General features: G+C 64.3%; 10 protein-coding genes and 1 pseudogene. 5 read left to right on the top strand and 6 right to left on the bottom strand.

All coding sequences use genetic code 11. The features are described 5' to 3' along the window. From FHS48_RS14825 to FHS48_RS14815, 3 genes are all read right to left on the bottom strand, one after another. The gene (locus FHS48_RS14825; RefSeq protein WP_184264424.1) at positions 1–2,016 is read right to left on the bottom strand and encodes a methyl-accepting chemotaxis protein; all 2,016 of its coding nucleotides are present in this window, start codon (positions 2,014–2,016) and stop codon (positions 1–3) included. 135 nt (positions 2,017–2,151) lie between these two features. Next, a complete protein-coding gene (locus FHS48_RS14820; RefSeq protein ID WP_184264422.1) occupies positions 2,152–4,170 on the bottom strand; it encodes a methyl-accepting chemotaxis protein in 2,019 nt (672 codons plus the stop codon). A gap of 458 nt (positions 4,171–4,628) precedes the next feature. Further along, positions 4,629–6,050 carry a helix-turn-helix domain-containing protein gene (locus FHS48_RS14815; RefSeq protein ID WP_184264421.1) on the bottom strand — a complete coding sequence of 474 codons (1,422 nt, stop codon included), beginning with the start codon at positions 6,048–6,050 and terminating at the stop codon, positions 4,629–4,631. A 293-nt stretch (positions 6,051–6,343) separates the two neighbouring features. Between FHS48_RS14815 and FHS48_RS14810 the strand changes: the two genes are divergently transcribed. The 3 genes from FHS48_RS14810 to FHS48_RS14800 all read left to right on the top strand — a co-directional run bounded on the left by FHS48_RS14810 (position 6,344) and on the right by FHS48_RS14800 (position 10,727). Continuing rightward, positions 6,344–7,876: an acyl-CoA carboxylase subunit beta gene (locus tag FHS48_RS14810; RefSeq protein ID WP_184264419.1), complete on the top strand. Its 1,533-nt coding sequence runs from the start codon at positions 6,344–6,346 to the stop codon at positions 7,874–7,876. A 30-nt stretch (positions 7,877–7,906) separates the two neighbouring features. Further along, complete coding sequence (locus FHS48_RS14805) at positions 7,907–9,907, top strand: acetyl-CoA carboxylase biotin carboxylase subunit (RefSeq protein WP_184264416.1); 2,001 nt, start codon at positions 7,907–7,909, stop codon at positions 9,905–9,907. Between the two features lie 238 nt (positions 9,908–10,145). Further along, entirely contained in the window at positions 10,146–10,727 is a 582-nt protein-coding gene (locus tag FHS48_RS14800; protein WP_184264414.1) for a biotin transporter BioY, read from the top strand. Positions 10,728–11,117: 390 nt separating this feature from the next. On the opposite strand, the gene FHS48_RS14795 is transcribed toward FHS48_RS14800, so the two are convergent. Then, on the bottom strand, positions 11,118–11,372 hold the full coding sequence (locus FHS48_RS14795; RefSeq protein WP_184264412.1) for a hypothetical protein: 255 nt from the start codon (positions 11,370–11,372) through the stop codon (positions 11,118–11,120). Between the two features lie 136 nt (positions 11,373–11,508). On the opposite strand from FHS48_RS14795, the gene FHS48_RS14790 reads away from it, so the two are divergent. Together FHS48_RS14790 and FHS48_RS14785 are read left to right on the top strand one after the other, a co-directional pair. After that, positions 11,509–13,803 carry an NADP-dependent malic enzyme gene (locus FHS48_RS14790; RefSeq protein ID WP_184264410.1) on the top strand — a complete coding sequence of 765 codons (2,295 nt, stop codon included), beginning with the start codon at positions 11,509–11,511 and terminating at the stop codon, positions 13,801–13,803. A gap of 342 nt (positions 13,804–14,145) precedes the next feature. Beyond that, positions 14,146–15,891, top strand: a pseudogene (locus tag FHS48_RS14785) (putative bifunctional diguanylate cyclase/phosphodiesterase). A 65-nt stretch (positions 15,892–15,956) separates the two neighbouring features. Here the strand turns inward: FHS48_RS14785 and FHS48_RS14775 are convergent. Together FHS48_RS14775 and FHS48_RS14770 are read right to left on the bottom strand one after the other, a co-directional pair. Beyond that, the gene (locus FHS48_RS14775) at positions 15,957–16,547 is read right to left on the bottom strand and encodes a TetR/AcrR family transcriptional regulator (RefSeq protein WP_184264404.1); all 591 of its coding nucleotides are present in this window, start codon (positions 16,545–16,547) and stop codon (positions 15,957–15,959) included. Continuing rightward, positions 16,544–16,891, bottom strand: coding sequence for a QacE family quaternary ammonium compound efflux SMR transporter (locus FHS48_RS14770; protein ID WP_184264402.1), 348 nt, complete (start codon positions 16,889–16,891; stop codon positions 16,544–16,546). The genes FHS48_RS14775 and FHS48_RS14770 overlap by 4 nt, the downstream gene beginning before the upstream one ends. Positions 16,892–17,110: the final 219 nt, after the last annotated feature.

The following is a 17,110-nucleotide window of genomic DNA, read 5'->3' as shown; positions in this document are numbered from 1 at the left end:
TTACGCCGCGCGGACATCCTGTAGGAATTGCATCACCAGCTTTTGCAGGGCTTCCGCCTCGGCATGCAGATTGCGGGAGGCCCCCAGCACGTCGGAGGACGCCTTGCCGGTTTCCTGCGCCGCCTGACTGACCGAGCGGATGGTTTCCGACACCGTGCCGGTGCTGTTGGCGGCCCGCTGGACATTCAGCGAGATTTCCTGTGTTGCCGCGCTCTGTTCCTCCACGGCGCTGGCAATGGCCGAGGCGATGGTGCTGGCATCGCGGGCGGCATCGACAATATCGTCAATGGCGTGGGCGGCGCGGGTGACTTCCTCCTGAATCCGGCCGATCTGGCCACGGATCTGGTCGGTGGCCCTGCCGGTCTGGGTGGCCAGCGACTTGACCTCATTGGCGACGACGGCAAAGCCTTTTCCGGCGTCCCCGGCGCGGGCGGCCTCGATGGTGGCGTTCAGGGCCAGCAGATTGGTCTGATCGGCGATGGCGGTGATCAGGTCCACCACCTGCCCGATTTCCTTGGCTGCCGACTCAAGGCCCTGAATCACCGTATTGGCCTCGGCGGCGCGGGCGGAGGCATCCGCCGAGCGGTTCGAGGATTCCTGCACCTGACGGCTGATTTCGCGGATTGACGCCCCCAGCTCTTCCGCCGCACTGGCGACGGTCTGCACGTTTTCCGACACCTCCCCGGCGGAATCGGAGACGGCATGGGCCTGACTGCTGGTTTCCTCGGCGATGCTGGACATGCCCTGCGCGGTCACGTCCAGTGTTCCGGCGGCGGCGGCGATGGTGTTCAGCAGATCGCCCACCGATGTATCAAAGGTATGTGCCAGATCCGACAGGTGGGCTGCACGGCTCAGGCGCTTTTCATGCTCGGCCTGCTGTTCGGCCTGAAGGCGGTCGGCGTCGATCATCCTGTCACGGAATACCGCCATGGCAGCGGCCATGTCGCCGATCTCATCGCGGTAATCGGTGGCGGGGATCGGGGTTGACAGGTCATGGGCGGCCAGCCGCTGCATGGCGGCCGTCATCGCCCGCAGGGGCCGGGTGATGCCGATGGCCATGGTGGTGGCGAAAACGGTGCCGAGGATCAACGAGACCGCCGCCAGAACCAGCACCTGTGCGGCTGCTTTACCCAGCATGTCCGTCGTCTGCTGTTCTACCTCGCTCATGCGGCTGATTCCATCCGCCAAGGCCTCTTCCCCGATGGCATAGAATTCAGTGGCGATTTCGACCATGGTTCCGGTGGCCAGAACCTGTTCCCGCAGGGCAATTCCTGCGAATTCGCTGAAGGCCCCCTGATAGCGGCGGGTCAGGGCCAGAAGGGCGCTGGCGGTGTCCTTGAGCTGGGGATCACTGATCTGCTCCATGGCTTTTGACACTTCTTCGCGGAAACCGGCGATTTCCTCCGTGGCTGTGGTGTTCAGGGCCGCAGTGGGGCCAGCCCAGAACTCCAGCGTTGCCACCCGGGCATGTTCAAAATGCTCCCGCAGGGTCAGTGCCGCCAGAGCTGCCCCGGCATCCCCCGAGGTCAGGGCAGATCCGGCCAGCCGCACCAGCAGGTCATTCCCCTGGGCCAGCATCGGCCGGAGACTGTCGGTATAGAGGGCAGTGCGCTTCTGCTTCAGGCTGCGGACCTGCGAGAACGCGGCGGTATAGGCGGCCATGTCGGCCTGCATCCGCCGGTATCGGTCTTTACGGGTTTCGCTGCGGGTGGTGGAGATCAGTTCGGTCAGGGTTTCATCGACCTTGCGGCGCAGGTCGTCAACGGCTTTGGCGTCCGCCTCGTTGCCCGAATACAGATAAGACAGGACATTGCGGCGGATCAGTCCGGTGTCGGAAACCGTCCGGGTCACGGTCAGGGTATTATGGGCAACGCGCTGATATTCAGAGACCTGAAAGCGCATCTCACGCCCGGTCCAGCTGAACAGGCCGGTCAACAGGGCGATGAAAATCAGCAATGACGCGAAGGCGGTGATGACCCGGGTGGTCACCCGGAAGCGGGACATCCAGTGCAGCATGGCATCGGTTCCTGTCCGAAAGGGGGAAGCCCTGCCAGTATCTGCGTTCTGATGAATACACTCAATGGATGCGTCAAAATAATGACTGCCCCGCAACACCGTCGCGGGGCAGTCGTAACAGAACCGGATTGAGAATCAGACGGCGCGGACGTCGCGGAGGAAATCCATCACCAGTGTGCGCAGGCGGTCTGCTTCGGTGTTGAGGTTACGTGACGCGCCGAGAACCTCGCCGGAGGCATCGCCGGTTTCCCGTGCCGCCCGGCTGACGGTCTGGATGGTGTCCGACACAACCCCGGTCCCGGACGCCGCCTGCTGGACGTTGGAGGAAATCTCCTGCGTTGCCGCACTCTGCTGTTCCACCGCCCCGGCGATGGAGGAGGCGATGGCGCTGGCCTCCCGCGCCACTTCGACAATGTCGTCGATGGCGTGGGCGGCGCGGGTGACTTCTTCCTGAATCAGGCCGATCTGGCTGCGGATCTGGTCGGTCGCCTTGCTGGTCTGGTTGGCAAGGGACTTGACCTCGTTGGCCACCACGGCGAAGCCCTTGCCGGCGTCCCCGGCGCGGGCGGCCTCGATGGTGGCATTCAGGGCCAGCAGGTTGGTCTGGTCGGCGATGGCGGTGATCAGGTCCACCACCTGCCCGATGGAGGCGGCGGCGGATTCCAGCCCCTCGATGACGGTGCTGGCCTCAATCGCCCGCTCGGCGGCGGCGGCTGATTTGTCGGAAGAGTCCTGCACCTGACGGCTGATCTCGCGGATCGAGGCCCCCAGTTCCTCCGCCGCACTGGCCACCGTCTGCACGTTGACCGACACTTCGGTGGCGGTGCCGGTGGCGGAGGTCGCCTGCTGGCTGGTTTCATCGGCGATGGTGGACATGCCGCGGGCAGTCGTGTCCAGCGCCGCGGTCGCGGTGGCAATCCCTTCCAGCAGTCCACCGACGGCGGAATCGAACCCCTGCGTCAGCTCCGCCATCCGGTTGGCGCGGGCCAGCCGGGCCTCGTTCTCCCGCTTCTGTTCGCGTTGCAGGCGGGCGGTTTCGGTCATGTTTTCCTTGAACACCAGCAGGGCGGCGGCCATTTCGCCGATTTCGTCCCGCAGCTTGGTGGCCGGGATCGGGGTGGACAGGTCGTTGGCGGCCAGCTGCTTCATGGCGGCGGTCATCGCCTTCAGCGGCCGGGCAATACCGGTGGCGATCACGGCGGCGAACACCGTGCCTGCCGCCAGCGCGCAGGCCGCCAGCACCAGCACCAGCACCAGCGTCGAGGCCAGAACCCGGGTGGTTTCCTGCTCCACCTGTTCCATCCGCGCCGTGCCGTCCTGCAGGGCTTCCTGCGCGATGGCGTTGAACTGGTCGGCAAGCTGGATCATCGGGCCGGTGACCAGATCCTGCCCCTTGATGGCAATCACCGAGATTTCGGCGAACTGGGTTTTATACCGCTCGGCCAGCTCGTTCACGTCGGCGGCCAGTTTCAGCATTTTAGAGTTTTCGGCGAGATCCTTGGTCAGGCGGGTGGTCCGCTCGTTGAAATCGCCGATCTGACGCAGGGCAACCTCGCTGAGGCCGCGGCCCGGATTGTTCATGAAGCGCAGGGACGCCACCCGCGACTGCTCGAACGCCTCGCGGGCCCGGGCGGCGGTGACGGCGTTGGTCATGTCGGAGGCCTGAATGCTGCCGTCCACCAGATAGCCCAGCAGCTTGGTGGTGCGGGGGCCAAGGGCACCGATGCCGTCCTCGAACATCTTTTCCCGCTTCTGTTTCAGGTCGCGGGCCTCGATGAAGGTGTTGGTGTAGGTGTTCAGCAGATCCAGCATCTGCTGATAGCGGGCCTTGCGGGCATCATCGGTGCTGTCGGCGATCAGGCCGTTCAGCCGTTCCTCGATGCGGACGCGGCCCTGAAGCACCTTTTCAGCATCGGCGTTGACGTTGGCGAAGACGAAGGACAGCACGTCGCGGCGCATCTGCCCGACATCCCCGGCCACTTCAGCCACCGCCAGCGTATCGCGGGAGGTGGCCTGATAGATGGCCATCTGCTGGCTGGTGCGGGTCCCGACCCCATAGAACAGGGCGGCGAGAGCGGCGATGAACAGCAGCAAAGCGGCAAAAGCGGCCACGATGCGTGTCGTGACCTTAAAGCGTGACATCCACTGGACCATTCGGCGGCCTCTCCTGTTCGGACCGACCGGTAGGGGGAGACCTCTTTATCCGCCTGCCTGCCTGCCGACCCTTAAACGTTTTGAATCTCTGAGGACGTTTATTTTGTTTTGTCTGCCTGTTTCGGCAGTTCGTTCTGTCCGGGCCGCCATCGTTGGGATGTACGACTCGTCAGTGGCTTCTTACTATACTCGATATAGCCGACGCGCAGGCTCTGTCAAAGGGCCTAAGTGATAGAGTTTTTATATTGGAAACCGGTGATTCATTGCTTCGTCGTCTTACAGATAATGCGCATGAAAGCATCGGATTTTACATATTTGTCGCAGCGCGGTAATAGCGTAAACCTTAGGCAATCCTTGGTTTAATCTGTCGTACGATAATGCTGTTACGCACCCGCAGGACTGCGGTATTTCCGTGAAGGTCCCGGATTGTCCGGCAATCCGGGCCGACAACCATCCGGTCAGGAAAACAGGTAGGGCACAAAGCTGCGGTTGTTGGAGTCCACGCTGACCCGGCTGCCGATCGGCGGGAAGGCCCGCTGCTGGCAGTCGGTGCGTTCGCAGATCCGGCAGTTAACGCCGATCGGCACCGCCGTCGCCACGGCGTTGACATCCACCGCGTCGGCATAGACCACTTCGGCGGCGTAGGAGACCTCGCACCCCAGCCCGACCGCGAACTGGCGGCTGGGCTTCAGGAAGGCGCCGCCGCCCTTGGTGACGGTGCGGGCAACGCAGACATAGGGGGTGTCGTCGGGCATCTTGGCCATCTGCACCAGAATTTTCCCGGGCTGGGCAAAGGCCTCGTGGACATTCCACTTCGGGCAGGTGCCGCCGAAGCGGGCGAAGTGCAGCCGGGTGGCGGAATGGCGCTTGGTGATGTTGCCGGCCATATCAACGCGCACGAAATAGAACGGCACCCCTTTATGCCCCGGGCGTTGCAGGGTGGACAGGCGGTGACAGGCCTGTTCAAAACTGGTGCCGAAGCGGCTTTGCAGCACCTCGATATCGTGCCGCACCTCCCGCGCCGCCCGCAGGAAGCGGGTATAGGGCATCACCAGTGCCCCGGCGAAGTAGTTGGCCAGCCCGACCCGGCAGATCGAGCGGGCATCATCCGATGACAGGTTGGCGGCGTTGACCAGATCCTCGATCACCCCGCCGAAGCCGATCAGGGCAATCTGGTGCGCCAGATGGAAGGTGCGGCTGGGGCCGTCGAGCAGGGCCGACATGTGCAGGGTGCCGGTGGCGGGATCAAACCGCCGCATTGCCAGATCATCCTCCGACACCAGCCGCACCCGCACGTCATGCTTCATCTTCAGGTACAGCGACAGGTCCTGCGTCATGTCACCGATGGTGAAGCCCTCGCGCTCCACCAGCGCTTCCGCCGCCTCGTCGAGGGGGGAGAAGTAGTTGTTGCAGTAATAGAAATAGTCCCGCACTTCCTCATACGGAAAGTGGGGGTTGCCGGTGGTTTCGTCCTGCCCGTGGTTGTGCAGGTCATCGGCCATCGCCTGAAGCCGTTCGTTCAGCTGCTGATAGGCCTGATACAGCGACAGCACCCGGCGGGCCACCTCCGGCGACATGCTGGCCAGCGTGCGCAGTTCCGTGGTGCTGGGCGGATCACCGTTGAACAGCGGATCAGACAGGGTCTCCCGCAGGTCGGAGACCAGACGGGCCTCTTCGTCCTCGGCCAGCGTGGCGACATCGACTTCCAGTTCCTGCGCGATGCGCAGCAGCACCGCCACCGTCAGGGGGCGCTGGTTGTTTTCCAGCTGGTTGAGGTAGCTCGGCGACAGGTCGAGCAGGCGGGCCATGGCGGCCTGACTCATGTTCCGCTGTTCCCGCAGGCGGCGCAGTTTATAGCCAAGGAACAGCTTCTTTTTCATGGCAGGGCTCCGGCGGGATACCGGGGGAAACGGCCCCCGGGAATTCACACACTTTGCAAAATACGCAACGGCAATTGCAAAGAGTTTTGCAATGTTACCCTTTTTCGGTCAAGGGCGCACTGTTCCTTGCCTGCGTTTGCGAATACAACGGTTACGCAACGGCCTGCGTATGACGGGAAGACCCCCGCCCGCAGGCGGCTGACACAACATCCGCCCGCATCCCGCCCCGCTGCCTGACGGCAGCCCCCGGCGGCAGAAAAGCGGGCGGGATCACGGTAGGGGACGGAGCCTGCATGTACGACATCATTCAGCAGCTTGAGAACAAGCGGGCCGCGGCCCGGATGGGCGGCGGCCAGCGCCGGATCGACGCGCAGCATGCCAAGGGCAAGCTGACGGCGCGGGAACGCATTGATCTGCTCCTCGACGAAGGCTCCTTCGAAGAATGGGACATGTTCAAGGAGCACCGCTGCACCGACTTCGGCATGGCCGACCAGAAGGTGCCGGGCGACGGCGTGATCACCGGCTATGGCACCATCAACGGCCGTCTGGTGTTTGTGTTCAGTCAGGACTTCACCGTGTTCGGCGGCTCGCTGTCGGAAACCCACGCGCAGAAGATCTGCAAGATCATGGATCAGGCCATGAAGGTCGGCGCGCCGGTGATCGGCCTGAATGACTCGGGCGGGGCCCGCATTCAGGAAGGCGTGGACTCGCTGGCCGGCTATGCCGATGTGTTCCAGCGCAACGTGATGGCGTCGGGCGTCATCCCGCAGATTTCCGTGATCATGGGCCCGTGCGCGGGCGGGGCGGTGTACTCCCCGGCGATGACCGACTTCATCGCCATGGTCAAGGACAGCTCCTACATGTTCGTCACCGGGCCGGACGTGGTGAAGACCGTGACCCACGAAGTGGTCACCGCCGAGGAACTGGGCGGTGCCGTCACCCACTCCAGCAAGTCCGGCGTGTCGGAACTGTCGTTCGAGAACGATGTTGATGCCCTGCTGGAAATCCGCCGTCTGGTCGATTTCCTGCCCGCCAACAACAAGGACAAGCCGCCGGTGCGGCCGACCTCGGACCCGGCTGACCGCGATGATCCGTCGCTGGATACGCTGATTCCGGCCAACCCGAACATGCCCTACGACATGAAGGAACTGATCCTGAAGGTCGTGGACGAGGCCGATTTCTATGAAATCGCCCCGGATTATGCCAGGAACATCATCACCGGTTTCGGCCGCATGGACGGTTCGACCGTCGGCATCGTTGCCAACCAGCCGATGGTGCTGGCCGGGTGTCTGGACATCGACAGCAGCCGTAAGGCCGCCCGTTTCGTGCGCTTCTGCGATGCCTTCAACATTCCGCTGATCACCTTCGTGGACGTGCCGGGCTTCCTGCCGGGCACCACGCAGGAATACGGCGGCATCATCAAGCACGGTGCCAAGCTGCTGTATGCCTATGCCGAAGCCACCGTGCCGAAGGTGACCGTGATCACCCGCAAGGCCTACGGCGGGGCCTATGACGTGATGGCGTCCAAGCACCTGCGCGGCGACGTCAACTTCGCCTGGCCGCAGGCGGAAATCGCCGTGATGGGGCCGAAGGGCGCGGTGGAGATCATCTTCCGTCAGGATATCGGCGATGCCGAGAAGATCGCCGAGCGCACCGAGGAATACCGCCAGAAGTTCGCCAACCCGTTCGTCGCCGGGGCCCGTGGCTTCATCGACGACGTCATCATGCCGCATGGCACCCGCCGCCGCATCTGCCGCTCGCTGGCGATGCTGCGCGATAAGAAGCTGGAAAATCCGTGGAAAAAGCACGGCAACATTCCGCTGTAACGGCCTGATGCGCAAAGGGTGAAGCAAACCATGTTCAAGAAAATCCTGATCGCCAACCGTGGCGAAATTGCCTGCCGCGTCATCAAGACCGCCCACAAGATGGGCATCAAGACCGTGGCCGTGTTCTCGGAAGCCGACCGCGAGGCCCTGCATGTGCAGATGGCCGATGAAGCGGTGTTCATCGGCCCGGCCCCCAGCGCCCAGAGCTATCTGGTCATCGACCGGATCGTGCAGGCCTGTAAGGACACCGGGGCCGAAGCCGTCCATCCCGGCTATGGCTTCCTGTCGGAAAACAAGCTGTTCCAGCAGGCGCTGGCCGACAACGGCATCGCTTTCATTGGCCCGGATGCCCACGCCATCGAGGCGATGGGCGACAAGATCACCTCGAAGAAGCTGGCGGCTGCCGCCGGGGTTTCGACGGTGCCGGGTTACATGGGCATCATCAAGGATGCCGAGGAAGCGGTGAAGATCGCCGATGACATCGGCTATCCGGTGATGATCAAGGCCTCCGCCGGCGGTGGCGGCAAGGGGATGCGCGTGGCGTGGAACGCCGACGAGGCCCGCGACGGCTTCGAGCGTGCCACCTCGGAAGCCCGCTCTTCCTTCGGCGATGACCGCGTGTTCATCGAAAAGTTCGTCGATCAGCCGCGCCACATCGAAATTCAGGTGCTGTCGGACGGCGAGAACTGCATCTTTTTGAACGAGCGTGAATGCTCGATTCAGCGCCGTCACCAGAAGGTGATCGAAGAAGCGCCGTCGCCGTTTCTGGATGACGCCACCCGTAAGGCGATGGGTGAACAGGCCGTCGCCCTGTCGAAGGCGGTGCAGTACAAGTCTGCCGGGACCGTGGAATTCATCGTCGACGGCCAGCGCAACTTCTACTTCCTCGAAATGAACACCCGCCTTCAGGTGGAGCATCCGGTGACCGAGCTGATCACCGGCCTCGATCTGGTGGAATGGATGATCCGCATCGCCTACGGCGAAAAGCTGACCCTCCAGCAGAAAGATGTGCAGCTGAACGGCTGGGCGATGGAAAGCCGCATTTATGCGGAAGATCCGTACCGCAACTTCCTGCCGTCCACCGGGCGTCTGGTCCACTATCAGCCGCCGGATGAATCTGACACCGTGCGTGTTGACACCGGCGTCTATGACGGCGGCGAGATTTCCATGTACTACGACCCGATGATCGCCAAGCTGGTGACCTACGGGCCGGACCGGAATTCCGCCATCGCCGCCATGCGCCGGGCGCTGGATGAGTTCTATATCCGCGGGGTGTCGCACAACATTCCGTTCCTCGCCTCCCTGCTGGGCAAGCAGCGCTTTGTTGATGGCCGTCTGACCACCAACTTCATCGCTGAGGAATATCCGCACGGCTTCAACGCCGCTGACCTGCCGCCGGAAGATCCGACCGTGCTGGCCTGCGTCGCTGCGGTGATCCACAAGCAGGTGCAGGAACGCGAGGCGATGATCTCCGGCCAGATGCGCGGTTACGAGCGCGAGGTCGGCACCGAGTATGTGGTCCGCTTCTCCAAGGAGCGTTACGAGCCGGTCAGCATCGCCGATGATCTGGACGGCGACGGCTGGGGGTCCATCGTCACCGTCGGTGGCACCGAACACAAGGTGGCGGGCGACTGGACCTTCGGCGAGTTCCTGTGGCTGGGCACCGTCGATGACCGCGATGTGGTGGTGCAGGTGGACCGCAAGGGCAGCAGCGGCTATGTGCTGTCCACGCAGGGCGCGCTGGCCGACCTGAAGGTGTTCAGCCCGCAGGCTGCCGCCTATGACCAGTTGATGCCGGTCAAGCTGCCGCCGGATATGTCGAAGTATCTGTTGTCGCCGATGCCGGGCCTGTTGGTCAGCATCGACGTGGCGGACGGGCAGGAGGTGAAGGCGGGCGAGAAGCTGGCCGTCATCGAAGCGATGAAGATGGAAAACGTGCTGCGCGCCGAGCAGGACGGCACCGTCAAGAAGATCCACGCCTCGGCGGGCGGGTCGCTGGCGGTGGACCAGATCATCATCGAGTTTGCCTGATCTGGCCTGAGGGTTGCGGTCAGCCTGACACGCCGGATGCGTCAGGCTTTTCCGGCCCCGGAAGCGGCACTCTGCGGCTTCCGGGGTCCGGTCATCGACCGGGCCCATGGTTTTAAAAAGTGCTGTCCGGTCATCGACCGGGCCCGTGGTTTTAAAAAGTGCTGTCCGGTCATCGACCGGGCCCATGGTTTCAAGAGTGTTCCTGTTTTCTGTTCAAGACTCCCCCGAGAGGTGTGAAATGACCCTTGCCGTTGCCAAGTCTCCGTCGCTGCTGTCGGCGGTGCTGCCGTCCTCCGGCGTTGCCGCCAAGGTGGGCGCCGTGGTGCTCGGTTCGCTGCTGCTGGCGGCTTCTGCCAAGGTGCAGGTGCCGTTCTGGCCGGTGCCGATGACCATGCAGACCTTCGTGGTGCTGGTGCTGGGGATGGCCTATGGCTCCCGCCTCGCCGTTGCCTCGGTGCTGACCTATCTGGCGCAGGGCCTGGCCGGTCTGCCGGTGTTTGCCGGGGCGATGGCGGGTCCGGCGTATATGATGGGGCCGACTGCCGGGTATCTGGTCGGCTTCGCGGTGGCGGCCGGGATGATCGGTCTGCTGGCTGAACGGGGCTGGGACCGTTCGCCGCTGAAGGCCTTTGCGGCGATGTCTGCCGGTCATGCCCTGATCTTCGTGTTCGGGGTGGCGTGGCTGTCGACCCTGATGGGGCTGGAAAAGGCGGTTGCCGTCGGCGTGACCCCGTTCATCGCCGCCACCGTGCTGAAGAGCGCGCTGGGGATGGCGGTGATGGTTGCCGCGTGGTCGGCCCTGCGTCGCCGCTCGGCCTGAAGGCCCGCCCGCTCATGCGGACGTAAGCCAAGCGGACGGATGCCCCCGCCCGCCGCCTGAGGGGCAGGTACCGGAAGCCCGGCCTGCCGGGCTGACTGGCCCCCAAAAATCTATCAAGGGGGGGCCGTCCGCTCATGCGGACGTGAGGCAAGGGGGCGGACGCCCCCGCCCGCCGCCTGAGGGGCAGGTACCGGAAGCCCGCCATGCGGGCTGACTGGCCCATTGAGGGCCCGCGCGACCATTCGCGCGTGAGGCAAGGGGGCGGACGCCCCCGCCCGCCGCCTGAGGGGCTAACAGAGTATACAGATCTCCGGCGTTATTCTGCCGCCGGGGTGTGAGGAAACGGAATCCAGAAAGTGCCCCGGTCAACGGGGTGGACGAAGGGCCGGGTCAGTTGATCCGGCCCTTTTTCGTTGCAGAAGATTCGGCGCGGAGATCGAGTCGCAGCATCTCTTGCGGTTTAAGGGGGGTGATCCAGTGCGCTGCCGCAGAATGTTGCAGGCGCAAAATGCGGCTTTTCCCATATTTCCCAAACCGTTGAAAACAGGTACGCCAGATGGGGTCCGCGCCGCCGGGCAGGGGGTGTGGCGCAATGGCTGCCATCGTTTTTTGAACTGCCCGCTTTTCAGGGGCGCGATATCTCATTACTCTGCCCATCCTTTTGCTTCCGCAGGGTTCCTGCGGCATTGCAGGGCGCTCCGGCCTGCATCCCGTGTCATGCGGGGCGACCGGGGGCCTGCGCACATCCTTCTGACTCCCTTCCGTAACGGGCGACCCGACCATGAAGATCCACAGCGAGAACCTTGACGATCTGGCCCTTCAGTACCACCGCCAGCCGCGTCCGGGTAAGATCGCCATTGCCGCCACCAAGCCGCTGGCGACCCAGCGCGATCTGGCGCTGGCATATTCTCCGGGTGTTGCCGCCGCCTGCCGGGCGATTGTCGATGACGAGGCCGCCGCCTATGAGGTGACCGGCCGGGGCAACATGGTGGCGGTGGTCACCAACGGCTCGGCGGTGCTGGGTCTGGGGGCGATCGGCCCGCTGGCAGCCAAGCCGGTGATGGAAGGCAAGGCGGTTCTGTTCAAGAAGTTCGCCGGGATTGATGCCTTCGACATCGAAATCAAGGCCGAAACCGCCGACGAGATGGTGCAGATCATCGCGGCGATGGAGCCGACCTTCGGGGCCATTAACCTTGAGGACATCAAGGCCCCGGAATGTTTCGAGGTGGAAACCCGCCTGCGCGAGAAGATGGGGATTCCGGTGTTCCACGATGACCAGCACGGCACCGCGATTGTGGTGGGCGCGGCGGTCCGCAATGGCCTGCATCTGGTCAACAAAGACATCTCGCAGATCAAGCTGGTGTCCACCGGCGGCGGCGCGGCGGGTCTGGCCTGCCTCAACCTGCTGGTTGAGATGGGGCTGAAGCGCGAGAACGTCACCCTGTTCGATAAGTTCGGTCTGGTCTACGACGGCCGGAATGAGGACATGAACCCGCATAAGGCGGTTTATGGCCGCACCGATCTGTCGCACGAAACCACGCTGGCGCAGGCGATGGAGGGGGCCGATGTGTTCCTCGGCCTGTCCGGTCCGGGGGTGCTGACCGGCCCGATGGTGGCGTCGATGGGGCCGCAGCCGCTGGTGCTGGCGCTGGCCAACCCGACCCCGGAAATCATGCCGGATGAAGTGCTGAAGGTGCGCGACGATGCCATCATCGCCACCGGACGGTCTGATTACCCCAATCAGGTCAACAATGTGCTGTGCTTCCCCTTCATCTTCCGCGCCGCGCTGGATGTCGGGGCCAAGGACATCAACAAGGCGATGCAGCTGGCCTGTGTCGAGGCGATTGCGGAACTGGCGCGGTCGGAAACCTCTGACGTGGTGGCCAGCGCCTATGTCGGCGAACATCTGGTGTTCGGGCCGCAGTACCTGCTGCCGAAGCCGTTTGACCCGCGCCTGATTCAGGTGATCGCTCCGGCGGTGGCCGAAGCGGCGATGAACAGCGGGATCGCCACCCGGCCGATCGCCGACCTGAAGCTGTACCGCGAGCAGCTGGGCCAGTACGTGTTCCGCTCCGGCCAGACCATGCGCCCGGTGATGGACAAGGCGCGTCAGGCCGCCAAGCGGGTGGTGTTCGCCGAGGGCGAGGACGAACGCGTGCTGCGGGCGGCGCAGGCGGCGCTGGATGAAGGCGTGGCCCGTCCGATCCTGATCGGCCGCCGGGCGGTGATCGTCGAGCGGATTGCCGATCTCGGCCTGCGCATGCGCCCGGATGAGGATGTCGAGGTGGTCGAGATCATCCGCGATCCGCGCTATCACCACTTCTCCGATGCCTACTGGCGCCTGATGCGCCGCCGTGGGGTGTCGCCGGACCATGCCCGCGTTGCGGTGCGGGCCAGCGCCACCATTTTCGCGGCGCTGATGGTCCGCCGGGGCGAGGCCGAGGCGATGATCTGTGGCACCGCCGGCAAGTACAGCGGTCACCTGAAGCAGGTGAAGGATGTGCTGGGCCTGCGTCCGGGTGTTTCGGTCTGTGCGGCGATGAATGCGGTGATCCTTGAGAAGGGCACCTTCTTCATCACCGATACCTACGTCAACCACGAGCCGACCGCCGAGGAGCTGGCGGCCATCACCACCATGGCGGCGGAAGAAGTCCGCCGCTTCGGGATCGAGCCGAAGATTGCCATGCTGTCGCATTCCAACTTCGGGTCAGACAACAGCGAGTCGGCACAACGGATGCGCGATGCCCTCAATCTGGTGTGGGAACGGGCGCCGGATCTGGAAATCGAAGGCGAAATGCATTCGGATTCCGCGCTGTCGGCCGACCTGCGTGACCGGATCTTCCCCGGCAGCCGCCTGAAGGGTGAAGCCAACCTGCTGGTGATGCCGTCGGCGGATGCCGCCAACATCGCCTTCAACATGGTCAAGGTGCTGGGCGATGGCCTGAACGTCGGGCCGATGCTGCTGGGCATGGCTTATCCGGCCCATATTGTTACCCCGTCGGTCACGGTGCGGGGGCTGCTGAACATGACGGCGCTGGCGGTGGTGGAAGCCCAGTTGCTGGCGGAACGGCGCTGAAACGCCCTTTGGTAGAATATCCCCTGCGGATACAGATCTTTGAATAATCACATCCCGCCCGTCTCCCCGGGCGGGATGTTTTTTGTGTCTGTGGGATTGGTCCATAGACAGAAGGGCGTCGGCTGTGACAAAAATATCGGTATAACAGTAAACGGCCGTGCTCAGGGTGGGTGGCAAGGGTCCGGAATGAGAGCCGGATTACCATGTGCCCGAATGAAACGGTGGTGTGCGGCAGGTCAGGGGGGCCGGGGGTTGGCCCAGGGTTTCCGTAGCGGTCGGGGGTCCGGCGGTGCGGAAGGCTGCTCCGCTGAGCCTGCGTAATACGGCAGGGAGAGAGCCGGGATGGCTGCAACCGGTTTGGTGGTGAAAGACGCAAGGATTGTCGTTCTGGACGACAACCCGACCAACGTTCTTCTGCTGGAAGCGATGTTGGAGGAAGACGGTTTCACCAATGTCACCGGTTATACCAACCCGGTCACGGCGCTGGAGGCGATGCTGGAGGCACCGCCGGATCTGGTCCTGCTGGATATCCGGATGCCGGTGCTGGACGGCCATCAGGTCCTCGCCCGGCTGATGAGCGGGGTGGACGATTATCTTCCCGTCATCGTGCTGACCGCCCAGACCGACAGCGAGACCCGGATGCGGGCGCTGGCCGGCGGGGCCCGGGATTTCCTGTCCAAGCCGTTTGATCAGGCGGAGGTGCTGCACCGCATCCGCAACACGCTGGAAACCAAGCTGCTGTTCAATGACCGGCGGGAGCAGGCGGCCCAGCTGGAAAAGGTGGTGATCGAGCGCACCCGGGAACTGGCGTTCATGGCCACCCACGATCTGCTGACCGGCCTGCCCAACCGCGCCGCCCTGCGCGAGCGGATGGTGGAAATGGCCGCCGCCGGGGAAGGCTGCGTGCTGCTGGTATCGGTGGAGCGGCTGGAAGGCGTGGTCGATGCGCTGGGCACCGTGCTGGGCGAGGCCGCCCTGCGCCAGTGCGCCGAAACCCTGAAGGACCTGTTGCCGGAAGATGCCCGGATCGGCTGCTGGGGCGGCACCGAATTCATGATCGTCATCCCGCATGGGGTGGCGGATCAGTGGGCCCGCCGCATCATGGATTTCTTCCGGGTGCCGATGCGCTGCAACGCGGTGGAGCTGATCCTCGATGCCCGGATCGGCACCTGCCAGTATCCGCAGGATGGCAGTGACGCTGACCGTCTGGTGCAGCGCGCCGGTCTGGCGATGATCACCGCCCGCCGGGGCGGGAACGATTTTGCCGCCTACACCACGGCGCTGGAAGAGACCGCCAACCGCAAGCACGTGCTGGAGCGGGAACTGCGCAAGGCGATTGAGCGCAACCAGTTGCAGGTGGTGTATCAGCCGAAGCTGCGGCTGGCCGACCGCAGCGTGGTGGGGATGGAGGCGCTGTTGCGCTGGACCCACCCGGAGCTGGGGTTCGTCTCCCCGGTGCAGTTTATTCCGGTGGCCGAGGAAACCGGCGCGATCGTGCCGATCGGCGAATGAGTGCTGCGGCAATCCTGCGCCGACTGCCTGATCTGGCGGAAGTTGGGCTATGACCTGACAGTGGCGGTCAACGTCTCCGGCCGCCAGTTTGATGAACCCAACCTGCCGGGAACCGTGGCGCATGTGCTTGGCCAGACCGGCCTGCCGTCGCGGGCGCTGGAGGTGGAAATCACCGAAACCGCCCAGCTGCGCGACCTTGGCCGCGCCAAGCAGGTGCTGACGGCAATCCGCGAGCTGGGCGTTGCCATCGCCATCGACGATTTCGGCACCGGCTATTCCTCGCTGTCGTATCTGCGTCAGCTGCCGCTGAACACCCTGAAGGTTGACCAGTCCTTCGTCCGGCATCTGGACACCAACCCCGATGACCGCGCCCTGACCCGCACCATTGTCGCCATGGCGCAGACGCTGGGGCTGGAAGCGGTGGCGGAAGGGATTGAAAGTGATACCCATGCCGCCTTCCTGCTGGAGCAGGACTGTGCGCTGGGGCAGGGCTACCTGTTCGCCAAACCGATGTCGGCCCCGGATTTCACCCGCTGGCTGGAAGCCCATGCGGTGCGGATGGAAGGGGTCCTCTGACCTTCAGCTGATGAAGGCAGGATGCATCTGGCCCGGTCCTTGGGGACCGGGCCTTTTCTTTGCGCTTAGCCCGGGGTGGGGTAGGTCATTGCCGTCAGCCGCTCAATCAGGGCAGGCAGGCGGTTGCGCAGCAGGTCGGGGTCGTCGCAGTCGGGCAGGGTGTCCTGCGTGCGGGCCGCCAGCCACGCCCCGTCAGCGGCAAGGCGGATGACCTCCAGCGCCGGATCGCTGTCGGTCGCGGCATGGCGGGCGAGGCGGTCCGTCAGCCAGTTGGTCCACAGGGTGCCGGTGTCCGGGTCAAACAGCGTTACCTGCATCAGGGCGGTACAGGTGCGGATCTGCTCCGGGTCATCATCCATCCTCAGCAGTTTGACATAGGCCCGGGTGAAGCGGCCATGGGCCACCGGGTCGGCGGCCATCAGGGCCTCAACCCGCTCATCGCTCTGATCCAGCAGATCCTGAAGCATTGCCAGAATCAGCGCCTGCCGGTTGGGAAAGTGGTGAAAGACCCCGCCCTTGCTGACCCCGGCGGCATCGGCAACCGCCTGAATGCTCAGGTCTGTAGCCCCGCGTTCGGCGATCAGGCGGTTGGCACAGTCCAGAATGGCGCGGCGGACCAGTTCCGGCTGCTTGCGGCGGGTGTGGGCAAGGCTCATCGGGCGGGGTCTTTCAGGGGCAGGGGTAGGGGCAGAGGCAGGGGCGGTGTGGGCAGGGCGGCCAGCAACAGCCCGATCAGCACCGTCAGCAGGCCGCCGCCCAGCCCGAAGCCGAGAATTTGCGCCCCACCGGCGGGCAGGCGGGACAGGGCCTGTGACAGGCAGGTCAGGCCGAGGACAAGGGCCGACAGTCCGGCCCCACCCCGCAGGGCCGGATGCAGGGGGAGCGGGGCGGTCAGCAGGGTAACGCTGCCGACGCCGAGGGCCAGCGCCGCCAGCATCCAGCCATAGGGCACGGTGGCGGGCAGGGACGACAGGGCCGGGGTCAGGGTTGAGGGCGGCATGGCGGATTGCTCCGGGCGGCGGGGAGGGCAAAACATACCGCCCGGTCGGTTTCTTGGCAAGGGGTTGAAACCGGCCTGCTAGAGTATCCGTGTTGATCAAGCGTTTTTTCGGATCCATGGACGGCCTGCCTTGAGCAGGGCGTTTGCCATGACGATGAGCTTTCGCATGATGGCGGTGATGGCGACTTTTGCTGGTTTTCCAGCGCCGACGAGTTGGTC

It is taken from the genome of Novispirillum itersonii (assembly GCF_014205675.1).
In the GTDB taxonomy this organism is placed as follows: Bacteria; Pseudomonadota; Alphaproteobacteria; order Rhodospirillales; family Rhodospirillaceae; genus Novispirillum; species Novispirillum itersonii_A.
This window is presented reverse-complemented; position numbering and strand designations above follow the sequence as displayed.